This window comes from Mesorhizobium sp. WSM3879 (assembly GCF_002294915.1).
GTDB lineage: Bacteria > Pseudomonadota > Alphaproteobacteria > Rhizobiales > Rhizobiaceae > Mesorhizobium.
The window spans coordinates 48207-63037 of record NZ_NSFZ01000014.1 but is presented as its reverse complement, the minus strand read 5'-3'; the positions used below and the strand labels follow the sequence as shown (position 1 = coordinate 63037).

General features: G+C 63.5%; 10 protein-coding genes. 3 read left to right on the top strand and 7 right to left on the bottom strand.

Features of this window, described 5'->3' with window-relative positions; all coding sequences use genetic code 11:
- Positions 1–17: 17 nt before the first annotated feature.
- The 5 genes from pdxA to lptF all read right to left on the bottom strand — a co-directional run bounded on the left by pdxA (position 18) and on the right by lptF (position 6962).
- On the bottom strand, positions 18–1052 hold the full coding sequence (gene pdxA / locus CK218_RS25190; RefSeq protein ID WP_095829259.1) for a 4-hydroxythreonine-4-phosphate dehydrogenase PdxA: 1035 nt from the start codon (positions 1050–1052) through the stop codon (positions 18–20).
- Between the two features lie 78 nt (positions 1053–1130).
- Positions 1131–2057 (bottom strand): peptidylprolyl isomerase, encoded by a 927-nt coding sequence (locus tag CK218_RS25185; RefSeq protein ID WP_066995711.1) that lies wholly within the window; start codon positions 2055–2057, stop codon positions 1131–1133.
- Positions 2058–2263: 206 nt separating this feature from the next.
- Positions 2264–4678, bottom strand: coding sequence for an LPS-assembly protein LptD (locus tag CK218_RS25180; RefSeq protein WP_179294599.1), 2415 nt, complete (start codon positions 4676–4678; stop codon positions 2264–2266).
- Positions 4678–5760, bottom strand: a complete 1083-nt coding sequence (gene lptG, locus CK218_RS25175; RefSeq protein WP_095779172.1) for an LPS export ABC transporter permease LptG — start codon at positions 5758–5760, stop codon at positions 4678–4680. Before lptG ends, CK218_RS25180 begins: the two co-directional genes overlap by 1 nt.
- Positions 5761–5762: 2 nt before the next feature.
- A complete protein-coding gene (gene lptF / locus CK218_RS25170) occupies positions 5763–6962 on the bottom strand; it encodes an LPS export ABC transporter permease LptF (protein WP_095779171.1) in 1200 nt (399 codons plus the stop codon).
- A 349-nt stretch (positions 6963–7311) separates the two neighbouring features.
- Here lptF and CK218_RS25165 point away from each other — a divergent pair, with 349 nt between their 5' ends.
- Both CK218_RS25165 and CK218_RS25160 read left to right on the top strand, forming a co-directional pair.
- Positions 7312–8838 carry a leucyl aminopeptidase gene (locus tag CK218_RS25165; protein ID WP_095829258.1) on the top strand — a complete coding sequence of 509 codons (1527 nt, stop codon included), beginning with the start codon at positions 7312–7314 and terminating at the stop codon, positions 8836–8838.
- Positions 8839–8845: 7 nt separating this feature from the next.
- The gene (locus CK218_RS25160; protein ID WP_066995722.1) at positions 8846–9295 is read left to right on the top strand and encodes a DNA polymerase III subunit chi; all 450 of its coding nucleotides are present in this window, start codon (positions 8846–8848) and stop codon (positions 9293–9295) included.
- Between the two features lie 193 nt (positions 9296–9488).
- Here CK218_RS25160 and CK218_RS25155 read toward each other — a convergent pair whose 3' ends face one another.
- Both CK218_RS25155 and CK218_RS25150 read right to left on the bottom strand, forming a co-directional pair.
- Entirely contained in the window at positions 9489–10265 is a 777-nt protein-coding gene (locus CK218_RS25155) for an OmpA family protein (RefSeq protein WP_095829257.1), read from the bottom strand.
- A gap of 107 nt (positions 10266–10372) precedes the next feature.
- Positions 10373–13612, bottom strand: coding sequence for a DUF6212 domain-containing protein (locus tag CK218_RS25150; protein ID WP_095829256.1), 3240 nt, complete (start codon positions 13610–13612; stop codon positions 10373–10375).
- A gap of 257 nt (positions 13613–13869) precedes the next feature.
- Here CK218_RS25150 and CK218_RS25145 point away from each other — a divergent pair, with 257 nt between their 5' ends.
- Positions 13870–14823, top strand: coding sequence for a glycosyltransferase family 2 protein (locus CK218_RS25145; protein ID WP_179294598.1), 954 nt, complete (start codon positions 13870–13872; stop codon positions 14821–14823).
- The last annotated feature ends 8 nt before the right edge of the window (positions 14824–14831 follow it).

Below are 14831 nucleotides of genomic sequence, written 5' to 3'. Positions count from 1 at the left end.
CCCGCTCAAATCGAGCCTCATGTCGCCGCAGTCCGGCGGCCGCTGTCGGCGAGGCGGCGCGCCAGCCTGAGCGCCGCGATCAGGCTGTCGGCGCGTGCAATGCCCTTGCCGGCGATGTCGAACGCCGTGCCGTGGTCCGGCGAGGTGCGGATGAAGGGCAGGCCGAGCGTCACATTGACGGCCTCGTCGAAGGCCAGCGTCTTGGCCGGGATCAGCGCCTGGTCGTGATACATGCAAAGGGCTGCGTCATAGCCGGCGCGTGCCTGCGCATGGAACATCGTGTCGGCCGGCAGCGGCCCGACGGCGTCGATGCCCTCGGCCTGAAGCGCCTCGACGGCAGGCAGGACGATCGACAGATCCTCCGCGCCCATCGCGCCGCTTTCGCCGGCATGCGGATTGAGCCCGGCGATGGCGAGCCTGGGCCGCGGGATGCCGAAGCGGCTCTCGAGGTCGGCCGCGGTGATGCGTCCTGTGGCCACGATCAGCTCGCTCGTCAGAACCTTCGGCACCTCGGCAAGCGCGATGTGGATGGTGACCGGAACCGTGCGCAATTCGGGCCCGGCAAGCAGCATCACCGGCGTCACCTCGGCGCCGGTGTGGCGCGAAGCCAGATGCGCCAGGTATTCGGTGTGGCCGGGAAAGCGAAAGCCGGCGTCGTAGAGCGGCTTCTTGGCGATGGGGCAGGTGACCACCGCGGCGGCGCGGCCGGCGAGGCAGTCGGCGACGGCGCGGTCGATCGCTTCGATGGTGCCCGCGGCATTGGCCGAATTCGGCTTTCCGAGACTGTCCAGATGCCGGGCGTAGAGTGGGACGACGGGCAGTGCGCGGGGAAAGTGATGCGCCGCTTGCCCCGGCAAGGTCTCCATGATCGCCACGTTGGCCCCGATCTGACGCGCCCGCGCCTTGATCAGTGCAGGATCGGCGAGCAGGTAGAAGGGCGGCACGCCGGCGCTGTCGCCCGCCTGCCAGGCGGTGATGGCGATCTCGGGCCCGATGCCGGATGGATCGCCGACGCTGAGCGCCAGCGGCGCGTCGGTCCTACTTGCGCTCATGGCGTCACGTGGGGCGCCATGCCTGCTTCGAAGCAGGGCGGGTGGCTCGAGCCTTGTTCTGTCATGCGCCGAAACGGCCTATCGCTCGACGATGGTGGCCTTCTTGCGCAGTTCCTCGACATATTTCTTGCTGAGCTCGTCGGCGTCCTTGTCGTTGCTGCCGCCTTCGGCCTGGAACACCATCTGGGCGGCCTTGTCATCGGAAACCTCGCGCGAGGAACAGATACCGATGAACTCGACGCCGCGTTCGGTCTCGCGCGTCGGCGTCGCCCCTCCGACCTTGGTCGCCTTGATCTGTTCGGCCCAGTCCGACGGCAATTGCGGCGCCAGCACGCGGCCGAGATCGCGCACCGTGACGTCGATCAGCCCCTTGGCGAATTCGCGCGTGGTGTTGCAGCCGTTGAAGCGGGCACGCATGGCGTCGGCCTCGCGCTTGCGCTTGGCAAGCGTAGCCGAGCGCTCGGAAGCGGGCACCACGAAGATGACCTGCTGCAGCATATATTCCGTGGCGCTCGGCTTGGAGCCGCCCTTGTCGAGCATGCGGCGGACCGCGTCCTGCTCGGTCACCGAGCCACCCTCGCCGGAGCGGTAGCGCGCGCCAAGCGCCTGGTTCCAGGCCATCTGCGCGCGGATGAACTCCTTGAAATGCTCCTTGGTGACGCCCGACTGCGCCATGACGGCGTCGAGCTTCGCGAGCGGCATCTTGTTGTTGGAGGCAAAACGCTGATAGGCGGCGTCGACCTGCTGGTCGGTGATGCGGATGCCGAGCCGCTTGGCCTCGGCAAGCCGCAGCGTCTGGTCGATCATTTCCTTGGCCGCGTCGCCTTTCTTGCGCTGCAGCTTGAAGAATGCGGCGCGATGGGCGATGTCGCCGGTGGTGATCGGTATGTTGTTGACGACATATTTGATCTGGCTGGCGAATGCCGGCGGCGTCATTGCCGCGATCGAAACCGAGGTCGCCGCCACCAGCAGCGCGAATCCTGCCGAAAACAGGTATTTCCTCATCTCACCTTCCCAATTCCTATCCGCCACGACGGCGCCGCACGTCCTCCGAACGCATGCGCTACGTGGTCGACCCCATGCCCGTCCTATGCGGCGAAACAATGTCGCCGGCGCATGACCCCGAGAATCGGCCCCACTTTCGAAGGATCACGCGCCAAACCAAGCTTCACGCCAGCGACGGCGCACGCCGTGACCGGCGCTGCCTCCGCTTACTGGATCGTGTCGACGCCGCTGGTCGACGAGCCGAAATCGCCGAGCGTGCGGAACGACAGGTTGAAGCCGATATTCTGCGACACCTCCTTGGTGACCGTATCGCGCGTCTGCGAGAACGTCATCACATAGGTGAAGCAGGAATCGTTATAGGCGAAGCCGACGCCGTCCTTAACCAGGACGCTTGTCTCCAGGTCGTAGGTGCCGGTGCCGAAGACCCGCCAGCTCTCGGCCAGGTGCGTAGAGGCTCCGAGCGTGACCTCGTGGCGGTCCGTGGCGAAGCCGTAGAGCGGCTGCGCCTGGATGAAGGCATATTTGGCGCTGAGCGAAACCGGCAGGCCGGAATAGGCCGCCTTGATCTCCGCGCGCCTGACCTCGAATGTCTGCTCGTCGAACCGGCCGCTGAGCGAGCCGGAGAAGCCGCTCGGGCTGTTGAAGCCGATGAGGCCGACATAGTCGGACTTTGCGGTCTGCAGGCCCGAATAGGCGCCGACATTGACGAGGTCCGGCGCGTCGAAGGAGTTCTCGCCGCCCAGTTGGTAGGACTGGCCGAAGATGGCGTTGGTGCCCCAGCCGTTTCCATAGGCGCCGGAGTAGCGGAAGCCGACATTGGCGCGCGTGCCGCCTTCGATGCGATCGTAGCCGGAGAACTTGTCGCGTTCGAACAAGGTCGTGGCGTCGAAGACGAAGCTCTGCGCGTCCTCGTTCGGAATGGCCAGCCCGCCGACATATTGCTCGTTCGGCCGCACGAAGATCTGCGCTGTCGGCTCCAGGACATGACTGGAGTTCGACATCGAGAACAGGAGCGGCCAGCGCATCTCCAGGCCGAGCGTGGCCATGTAGCGGGCGAGCGAGGAGCGCATGTCGACATCCTCGCCGAGATTCGCCGCCATCTGGTTGACCGCCGCCAGCGATTCGGATGTGGTCGACACATAGCCGGCGTCGCCACGGAAGGCGAGCAACGGCGTCAGCTGTAGTCCGTCATCGGTGGTGAAGGTGCGCTTCCATTCGGCTTCCGCCGTCAACCGGCTGGACTGGCCCTCGAGGCCGCGCACGTTGTTGATGGAATTGTGGTCGAGCGGATCGGCCAGCACCGCGTCCAGCCGGTCGCGGCTGATGACCCGCGCATTGACATTGAGCGACAACTGCCCGCCCGCCACCGACATGTCGGGAATATAGGCGTAGTCGAACGACGGCAGCACCCAGGGCTGCTTGGCGGAGCGCGCCGTCGGGTCGCTGGACAGCGTGTCTTCCTGCACCTCGAACCGCATTGCCCTGACGTCGAAATAATTACGGTCGCTCAGGCCCGTCAGATAGATCGACGACTGGTGGACGAGGTCGTTGTAGCCGTCGATGTTATAGGTGCGCGAAAAATTCTTGTCGGTCTGCAGCAGCACGTCCCAGCCGAAGTTCCAGCGCTCGTTGATGGCGAACTGGCCCTTGGTGCCCATCATGCCGCGGAACTTGTTGGGATCGTTTGGCTCTCCCGAATCGACGGTAAAGCGATTGCCCGTGCCGATGAAGGCGTCCGGATCCTGCTGATTGATGCCGGCGATTTTCAGGCTGTATTCGCCATTGTTGAAGCGCTGACGCCATTCGGCCTCGCCGAGGAAGCCCTGCTTGGTGAAGCCGCTGCCGGTGACGGTCAGGTCATAGGTCGGCGAGAGCGCGAAATAGTAGGGTACTTTGAGCCCGACGCCGAGGTTGTTGTTGTAGACGATGCCGGGGATCAAGAAGCCGCTCTTGCGCTTGACCGTCGGGTCGGCGATCTCGAAGGCTGGCAAATAGGCAAGCGGATAGCCGAAGAACTCGAAATTCGCATTCTCAAAGCGAACCGTCTTCTTCTCGCCGTTCCAGATGATCTTCCTCGCCTTGACGCGCCATGTCGGCGCCGAGTCGGGCTTGTCCTCGCAGGGCTCGCAAGCGGTGTAGATGCCGTTGTGGAATGTCGTCAGCACGCCGCCCATGCGCTCGGCGCTTTCGGCGGCGAAATAGGCCTTCTCGACCGTCTCGACGCGCAGCGCGTTGACGAAGCCGTCGGCGAAATCGTCGGTGATGTCGATGTGCTCGGAATTGATCTTGGTGCCGTCGCTGTTGATGAGCTCGACGGCGCCGCTGGCGACGAGGCGCTTGGTGTCGCGGTTGTACACCACGCGCTGGGCGACGAGCTTGTTGCCGCCATAGTCGATCTGCACGCCGCCGACGGCCGTCACCGTGTGCTTGTCGTTGTCATAGACGAGCGTATCGGCGGCCAGCAGCATCTGTGTGCCGGAGGGAACAGGCTTTGCCGTGATGGTCTGCGCCAGCGCCGGCACCGTCGGTACCACGCAAGCGAACAAACATGCCAAGGCTGTCGCCCCATAAAGGCGTGCCAGGCCGGCCTGCCTATGGCTGCGCAAACCAGCCTCCCTCACTAGCCGTCTTCCTTGTATAGCAGAAAAGTCACCCCGAAGAACATAGCCACGACAACCGGAACCCATGCAGCCACCATTGTAGGCACGAATCCGGCGACCCCGAATGCCTTGACCAGTACCGAAACGACATAAAGCAGAAAGCCGGCCAGGACGCCACCCAGAATCATCGTCGCCGACTGCCCCATCCGCGCAAATCGCATTGAAACTGTTGCCGCAATCAGCGTCATGGCGACGAGGAGGAACGGCAGCGCCACCAGCGAATCAAACTGCATGGCGAAGGCATTTGCCTTGAGGCCGAAGGAGCGGGCAACCTCGATCTTTGCCGGCAGATCATAGAACGGGATGGTTTCCGGGCGCGCCAGGCGTTCCTGCACGAATTCCGGCTTGAGGTTGGTGGCCACGCGGTCGGAGGTCTCGGCACGGATGTTGCCGTCCTTGAACAGCTTGACGTCCTGCAATTCCCAGTAGCCGTCGCGCAGGAAGGCGCGCGCGGCGTCCTTGCGCTCGACGATGTTGCCCTGCTGGTCGAGGACGAAGAATACCGCGTCCGCCATCTCCAGTCCTTGGTTGAGGATGGCGCGGGCGCCGATGATGGTGTCGCCGGAGTTGGTCTTTTGCCTCAGCCAGGGCGTCGTGTCCTCCGCGACGGCGTTCGACTTGCCGGCGCGCAACTGGTTTTCCATCTGCTCCGACCAGGAAAAGCCGTGCGCGGCGATCGGGTTGAGCACGCCGACCGACAGCAGCCCGAACATCAGCGCGCCGACGCAGCACGGGAACAGGAACTGCCAGGCCGAAACCCCAGCCGAGCGCGCGATGACAAGCTCGTAGCGGCGGTTGAGCGAGACCAGCGTCGCCATCGCCGAAAACAGCCCGACGAAAGGCACCGTCTGCAGCATGATCATCGGCATCCTGAGCGCCGAAATGGCGAAGGCGGTGCCGTAGGTGAAGCCCGGCAGTCCGGTCGTGCGCCCCGAAAGTTCGGTGAAATCGATCAGGAACACCAGCGCCAGAAGGCCGAGGAAGAACCAGATGGTGATCGACACGTAGCGGAAGAAGAAGTAGCGGCCCAGCGTCCAGCCCATCGTCAGGCTCCCTGGCCGGAGGTGCCGCGCCGGGCGAGCCACAGCTTGAGCGCCGTCCAGCCCTCGCTGACGCGGCCGGCGAGATTCGTCATCCAGTCGGCCCAGGCGGCGGGCAGTTCCATGCTCCGCGACGAGACGATGAACCAGGCGGAGACCGCCGACGCCACGATCGGAACGGCGTAGACCATATAGGCGTAGTACCAGACTTTGTCGGCCTTGCCGGCGGCGAAGAAGCCAAGCCAGCGGACGAAAAGGGCGATAGCGATTGCCGTGATCAGCGGATGGATGCGCGCCTCGCGGTGCGAGCGCGCGTCGCCCGCGACCGCAAGCGCGATCAGCGCGAAGACCAGCGAATAGGACCATTCGGAGAAGCGCTGGTTGACCTCGGCCGTATAGCTGCCCGGATTGCGCTGGTACATCTTGTCGTTGGGATCCGGGTCGAGCAGGTATGGCGTCGTCCGGTCCTTGGGCAGCAGCGTGATCTCGTTCGCCGCCGACATGAAGGCCGACAGGTCGAAGGCGTAGGAGGTGAAACGGATGACCGAAAGGTCGCCGGTCACCGATTTGCGGTTGATGACGCCGTCATTCATCATCAGCACCTTCTCGTCGCCTTTTTCGACGATGCTGCCGGTCTTTGCGTAATAGGTGAGGTTGGCGCCTTCCTCGCGCGAATCGGCGACGAAGATGCCGCCGAGCTTGTTGTCGGGCAGCCGTTCTCCGATCTGCAGGAACAGGCCGTCGTCGATCTTACGGAAGGTGCCTTCCTGGATGATCAGTGACAGAAGGTCGGCGCGCGAGGCCGCCACCAGCTGCCGGTTCTTCTGCCTGGCATAGGGATCGACGCCGTTATCGACGGCAAAGGAAAAGACGCTGGCCGCCAGCGCCAGCAGAAGGATCGGCCGCGCGATCGCCCAACGCGAGGCGCCCGCGGCGTTGATCACCGCCAGCTCCGAATCCGTGTTCATGGCGCTCAGCGTCTGCGCCACCGCGACCACAAGCGCGAACGGCACCACGATCGGGACGATCGAGGGGATGATCAGGGCCGCGACTTCGAAGAAGGTCAACGCCGACTGGCCGCTGTCGGTGACCAAGTCGATCTTGGCGAGCACCTGCGTCGTCCACACGATCGCCAGTGTCCACGCCAGCGCCGCCAGGAACATCGCGGTAGCGCGACGCATGATGTAGCGTTCAACGACCTTCATGAAGGCTTTTCTCGATTGTGCCGAACGGCATCATGCCCGCCGACAAGGTAGTCATCCGCCGACGCCTGCACAACCGGGTCCATAGGCGGCTCATCTGGTTTGTCCTCTCCACGCCACGCGCCCGGCGCGGCGGAGTCTCCGCGTCAATGAATAAGAAATGCGAAACATTGATGGTTAACAACAGGTTGCGGCATGAAGCTTGCGTTCCGCCGCGACGAATCCTTGGTTGGTTTCGGCGCCGATATAGACAGCGATTTCGGCCAAAGTCTTGCCAAATGGCCGAAAACGACCAAATGTCGCGCACGCTTGAAAGCCGGTTCGCGGCGCCTCACCCCGGAAGCAGGATCTGATGACCTCGAGACCTTCGATTGCCTTCGCCAAATTCGCCGCGCCCAAAAAAGGCAGCGTCTTCGTGCTTGCGGCCGACGGCGGCGGCCTTGGCGATGCCGCGAAGGCCTGCGACCCGGCTGGCGCATTGGCGCGCGCGTTTCCGGTCGCCGATTTCTCCGGCAAGTTCGCGAGCTCGGTGGAAGTGCTGGCGCCGGAAGGAACCTCTGTCGACCGGCTGGTGGCGGTTGGCGCCGGCAAGGTCGCAAGCCTCGACGACTACGCCTGGCTGAAGCTCGGCGGCGCGGTTGCTGCCGCGCTGCGCAAGGCTGTGGAAGTCGCAGTCATCCTCGATCTCCCGGACCTCCAGCCGGACGGCAGGCAGGCGGCGCACCTTGCCGCCGGCATCCTGCTGCGCAGCTACGGCTTCGACAAATACAAGACCAGGAAGGACAAGGAAGAAGGCCAGTCCGACGCCAAGGGGGCCGAGATCAAAAAGGCCGAAACCGCAAAGCCGGCCAAGATAACCATCCACTGCGCAGACCCTTCCGCCGCCAAGAAGGCGTTCGCCGCGGAAGAGGCCGTTATCGACGGCGTGCTGCTTGCGCGCGATCTCGTCAACGAGCCGGCCAATACCCTCGGTCCGGTCGAGTTCGCCGCTCGCGCGAAAGAACTGGAAGGCCTTGGCGTCGAGGTCGAGATCCTCACCGAGAAGGAGATGAAAAGGCTCGGCATGGGCTCGCTGCTCGGCGTCGCGCAGGGCTCGCCGCGCGGCGCCCGCATGGCCGTCATGCAATGGAAGGGCGGCAAGGCCAAGGACGCGCCGATCGCCTTCATCGGCAAGGGCGTCACCTTCGACACCGGCGGCAATTCGATGAAGCCGGCCTCCGGCATGGAGGACATGAAGGGCGACATGGGCGGTGCCGCCGCGGTCACCGGGCTGATCCGTGCGCTGGCCGCCCGCAAAGCCAAGGCCAATATCGTCGGCGTCATCGGCCTGGTCGAGAACGCCGTCGACGGCCATGCGCAACGCCCGGGCGACATCGTCACCTCGATGTCGGGCCAGACGATCGAGGTCTTGAACACCGACGCAGAAGGCCGCTTGGTGCTCGCCGATGCGCTCTGGTACACCAACGATCGCTTCAAGCCGAAATTCATGGTCAATCTGGCGACGCTGACCGGCGCCATCATGGTCGCGCTTGGCCAGCACTATGCCGGCCTGTTTTCCAACAATGACGAGCTGGCCGGCAGGCTTTTCGGCGCCGGCCAAGCGACGCAGGAGCGGCTGTGGCGCATGCCGCTTGGCGCCGAATACGACAAGCTGATCGAGTCCAAGAACGCCGACATGAAGAACATCGGCGGCCGCTATGGCGGCGCCATCATCGCCGCGCAGTTCCTGCAGCGTTTCGTCAAGGACACGCCCTGGGCGCATCTCGACATCGCCGGCACCGCGATGGGCGCGCCGGCGAGCGAGATCAACCAATCCTGGGGCTCCGGCTTTGGCGTACGGCTGCTCGACAGGCTGGTGCGCGACCATTATGAAGGATAAGGCTGTCGTGGCTGACATCCTGTTCTACCACCTGACCGAATCGACGCTTGAGGAAGCCCTGCCGGGCCTGCTCGAGCGCAGTGTCGAGCGCGGCTGGCGCGCGGTCGTGCAGACCGGCACGGAGGAACGGCGGGACGCGCTCGACCAGCATTTGTGGACGTTTCGCGACGACTCCTTCCTCGCGCACGCCACCGACCGCGAAGCCTATCCGGCCGAGCAGCCGATCCTGCTCACCACGGGGGAGGGCAACCCCAACGCTGCCCAGATCCGCTTCCTGGTCGATGGTGCGCACCCGCCCGAGCTTTCGGGCTACGAGCGCGCCGTCTTCCTGTTCGACGGCCACGACGCAGCGCAGCTCGAAGGCGCGCGCAGCCACTGGAAGACGATGAAGGAAGCCGGCCACGCGGTGACCTACTGGCAGCAGACGCCCGACCGTCGCTGGGAGCGCAAGGCGTGAGAGTGATCAGCGGTCGCTGATCGTCGTCTTGTTGATTTTCGTGCTGGGCGGGAGGCCCTTCACCTGTCGGTGGACTTGGCCGGCGATATGCACTTTAACCCCGAAGAAAGTGTTCATGATTTGCTCGACGGACATTTCCCCACCGAGCACGGGTGGCCTTTCAAAGTCGTGACATTCGCCGGCGGCAGGCGCTCTACATCAGCGATGCGGTGGCCATGCGGTTTTTGGCGGTATTCGGGTTCTTGTCGCCGACATACTCAACATTCGTATCGACCAGCCGGTCGCTGTCGATACCGGCTGCGCTCAGAATGTCCATGATTGCCTTGATCCGCTGTTTGGCGAGAGTCTTGTTCGCCTTTGCCGCATTGGCGCCCGTGATCTCCTTGGCGGCCAATGCCGTCAGTTCCACGTTGCAACGCGAATCCTTGATGCTGTTGGCGAACTTCTCGAGGTCGCGTTTGACCGGGGGTGAAATCACCGAGGATCTGCTGTCGAAGAAGAGGGCGACCTGGGCAGGGCTTCGCTTTTCATACTGCCGGCAGGAGATCCCTTGCTTCGGCAAGGTATACAGGATAGCGCTCCGCGCCTGGTTCTTATCGCTGGCGCTATCGTCGACCCAATGAGAAAGCGCCAGCACCATTTCGGGCTTGACGCCCTGCGCTTTCAGAAACGCGCGTGTGGCGTTCAGCCTTTGGCCGGCAATGCTGTCCGCCTTGTCGTACGCGCCTTCCTTGCTGGCCGTCGCGTAGAGCCGGTAGCCGCAGTCGCGACCGGCGTCCTTGACGAATGCCGCCAGCCCTTTCGCGGTTTCGTCGGAAATCTTGCCGTCGCCCTTTTTGAACAGGACGCGGTACGAGTTCCACTGGGTGCACTTCGGCCCGACGTCGCGCTCCTGGGCGGCGGCTGTGAAAAATGCGGCGCTGACGGGAATGATGAAAAGACCCAGGACAAGGCCGACAATACTTTTCATTTCTTTGGCGCCTTTCCACACTGACCCGATCTGTTCTTATCGCACTTCGCACCTCTGATTCGCACCCATGAAAGGTCACGTTCGCGCGATTGGCGGGCTCCCGCCCTTCAGTCCCAGACGAGCAGCAATTTGCGCCAGAAGGCGTTGGACGGCATCGGCTTCGAACCGCGCGGCAGTTTGATGGCCAGATAGATGGTCAGCCATTTGCGGTCGATCTCCCGGACGGAAACCTTCAAATCGTGCAACTCGAAAGGTTTCGAAATCCGCGTCCATCCGGAGAATGCCAGCGCGCCGACCGGCGTGTCGTTTTTCCAGACCAGTTTTTCTTCCGGCCGGCCCAGCGCCATGGCGAATTCGAACGGCGAGGCATCCTCGTGGGCGATCTCCACCGTGGCGATGACACTGCGGGCAAAGGTCGGGAAAGTCGAATTGAGGGCGGCGACAACCGGGCCATGGATGCTCGGCCGCAAAAAGATACCGCCATTGTCCCCGGCGACCAGCAATGCCGGCAACTCGGACGGATAGTTCGTTACAAGCGCTGCGCGCTTCAGCTCCTCGCCGGTCAGCCGCCGCATGCGTTGACGTTCTTGCGGCGCGTTGAGACGCGGGTGCTTCCCGCCGGTCGAAACCACATTTCGGACCTGAATGCTTGAAAAGCCCCCGAGCACCCGAGCGTCCGGCCGATTGCCGCCGCATCTGACGGCGAGCAGCAGGTCGCGTCTGCCGGGAGCAGGCGAGTGGACGCCCGTTGCGATCTCGCGTGGTTCGTGCGGGCGGCTGACATCGGCCCAACCGTTCCCGTCGCCATCCTCGATGAGCCGGGCGAGCTGGTCAAAGGTCTGGTTTTCCGCGTCCACGATCGCGATCTGGAACTGCGCCGGTGCGGTCAGTGCCTCATCGAGATAGACCCAGCAGCTGGCGCTGATCGTCCCCGCCGGACAGACGCCCTTCAGCAGCGCCATTGAGACGGTGCCGGCGGTGGCTTGGACAAACAGCTGGTCCGGCGACTGCTCGACATAGCTCAAGAGATCCGCATCGGCAGCCGGATGCGAGCCAACATAGGCGCGGCGCAGGGCTTCGACCGGGAGGTAGCGCTCGCTGTAGAGCGAGGAATGGAGTTCCGGCACTGTTTCTTCAGCGGCGGCGTTGAGCAGTTCGACGACGCCCAGCGTGAAGTCGGACCGTCCGGCGTGAGCGAGCAGCGAAATGGCCGTATCGGCCCTGCCTTCTCGCGCCGCAATCTCGGCCAGCAACTGCACTGCGTCCGCGGAGTTGGGGGAGGCTGCGCTCAGCCGCAGATACCGTTCGTCCTTGACGCGCAGTTCAAGGTTCCAGAGGTTGAGGTCCTTCTCATGATCGGCAGTGTTCGAGCTGATGCCGAGCTGCACGAACATGTCGGTGTGCGCGAACTTGTGCTTTCGAAACACATCGATGATCGGCCGGCGATTCCTCAGCCACTCGGCATTGCGGTTCATGCCGGCCGGCGAAGACCGGTACCAGTACAGCGGCTCCGGCACGGTGACGATTTCCAGACCCGCGAGATCGGCGCGCAGGAAGAATTCCCAATCGCTCGCCGAAAAGCCGCGCTCCTCGTTGAGGTAGCCAACCTTGTCGAACACCTCGCGCCGGAACATCGCATTGGCGTCGCCATACGGATTGGTAATTAGCGCAATGTCCGGCGGACCGCCGACCGGAAAGTAGAGCATATAGCCGCTCTTGGTGTCCGGCGGCACGAAGGGCTCGTTGAGCCATTTGGCGAAAGTCGTGCAGATATCGGCGCCGGACTTTTGCATGCCGGCCACGAACGTGCTGACCGCGTTGGGGAAGAGAGCGTTGTCGTCGTCCAGGAACAGGATAAAGGACCCCTTGGCGGCGCGAATACCGGTGTTGCGCGCTTTGCCGAGGAAGCCGTTCTTCTGCCGGATGATCCGCCAGCCGCGTTGCTCGAACTCGGGCTCGATTTCATTGAGCAGCCGAATTGCGTCCGGATCCGTGCTGCCGTCATCGACGACGATCAGTTCAATATTGGGGTAGTCCTGGCGCCGGACCGAGGCAATCGCCTGCGGCAACAGCCGCGCCCGATTGTAGTGCGCCGTGATGATGGATACCAGCGGCGGTCGGCTGCGGTTCCGGCTTGGGCCGTCGGCTCTGGCCGGATGCCGGCACAATTTGACGTGCAGTTTGCTCCAGGCCTTCTCGCGCGCTTCCCGGTCAAGCAACGGTTTTGCCGGACCGAACGAGCGGCTCTCGAGCACGGATTGGATCTTGGCCGCGATCGCGGAGGGGGATGCCTCCACCATGACCGCCTCGGCGGACTCCGGCTGAAGCAGCCCGCGTATGCTGCCGACGTCCGTCGTGACGAACGGGATCTTCTCGTCAAGGCACGTCACCACATCCAGCGGGAGCTGCGCGGCCGAGTGCGTGATTGCCACCAGCGCATGGCTTTGCCGCAGGTAACGAAAGATCTCGGGCTCGTCCCGGATGGGCAGCAGTTTCAGCTTGAAGGGCCAATGCCGGGCGCGCCGCAGGATCATGCCGCCCGAATGCTCGCCGAGCACATGACCAAATGCGCCGACGATCGTCACGGCCAGGTCCGTCACGCCATTCTCGGCCAGGCGATCCAGTGCGTCGCAAAACAGCGTCAGTCCGCTTCGCGTCTTGGTGCCCGAGAAATGAACCACCTCGGCGGCCGGTTTTTCCCGGGGCCGGTAGTGATCGACGGCGAAGTTCGAACGCCACTCCTCCGGCTGCAACGGCGTCGCGATGTGCTGGCTGGCCGGCAGTCTCCACCCCGCCTTGGTCATCCAGTCGAGCAAGGACTGGCCTGTGACGACGAGATGGTCGCAGGTCTCGGCGGAGGTCCTCTCCATATGGGCGACGGTCATCTGCTCCTTGCGTTCGATCGCCCTGGCGTTAGCCTCCAGATCCCACATGAGCGGCCCATGCGCGAGCACCACGAGGATGGGAGGGTCGGCAAAGACACCCGTGCGCTTGGCGACGGTGGGGAAATGCGCCAGCCCGCCTTCAAGCGCGAAATAGACGACATCGAAGGGGTTCTGTTTGAGGTAGTGGTAGACGGCTACGGAATTCTTGTCGCTGGACTCGAGGCCACGCAGCAATTCGGGTGACCGGGGCAGCAGCTCGAGCCGCACCAGGAAATTATCGAAGCTCCATTTGGCGAGCCTGTCGATTTCCTGCTCGTCGGGCTGGCTGCCGAGCGGGCTCGGCACCCATAGCAGCGTGACCGTGTCGCCGATTTTCGCCAGGTGCTGCGCCAGCGCATATGTCGCCGACCCTGGATCAGCGGTAACCGTCGAGCCGAACTCGACTTCGGAAACGACACACACCCTGCGGGGTTTGTGGCTTGACTGCCGCTTAGGCGTAGAGATTGCGCCCGTCTTCGAACCAACCTTCAATCGGTCCCCCTCGATCCTCAGCCGCAGCAGTCTTGCCAACAGGTGGATAACACTTTGATAATCGTCTGACCGGGATAATCATCGCAAGCCTGTCCAGGCTCCTCGCGCAAACCGTATTGATTGGCGTTCGCATGCTTGCCCATCGACCTCCAAAACACCTTGAGCGGCTGGACCATAGGCCGCTTGACGTGCGCAAGGACGAGATTCTGTGCTTCGTTGCACTGCGCAACGAGAGGACGTTGCTGCCGCATCTTCTCGAACATTATCGAAGGCTCGGAGTCGACCGGTTCTTCTTCCTGGACAACGGCTCGACGGACGGGACGCGAGAACTAGTCCTGCAGCAGCCGGACAGCCATTGTTTCCACACGGAGGGGTCGCATTTCGCAGAGAACATCACCCCGCCGCGATGGATCAACACATTGATGCGCGTGTTCGGCTCCGGCCACTGGTGTCTGTCCGTCGATGCCGACGAGCTTCTTGTCTATCCCGATCTCGAGCGCGTCAGCCTGCGCCGGCTTTTCAATTATCTCGAGTCGACCGGGGCCGAAGCTGTGATCGGATCCATGATCGACATGTACGCGGACGCACCGTTGGCGGAATGCAGCTACGACGGCAGCATCCCTCTGGTGGAGGCATCCCCCTATTTCGATCCGGAGCCGGGGTGGTTGCGCGCTCGGGATGGACTTTATCCTCCCGAGCAAATGTTCGGCGGGGTGCGCGAGCGCGTTTTCTGGCGCGGCCGCTTCAAGCAGACCTTTCCACCGTGCCTGACCAAGGTGCCGATCGTGCGGTGGAGCAGGGACACACATTATCACGCGGCGCAGCACACCATCAGCAAGGTGCGGTTCAGCGAACTCCGCGTCGCGCTGCTGCACTTCAAATTTGTTTGGGGCTTCCAGCAGAAATCGGCATCCTCGCTAGGCGAGAATGCGCAACTGAAAGAAAAGACGCTCGAAGAGCGCGCCGCCTATATGGAAGCCCTGGAGCTCAATCCGAAGCTCTCGCTTCGCAACGACCGGTCCGTGCGCTATCGCGGCGACACAGCCCAGCTCGTGGAACTCGACTGGATGAAAACCTCGGATCGCTACGCCGAATTCGTCGCGACGGGCTGGCCGCGGTTACACGAAACCGCGGCCAGCTGATCTGACGA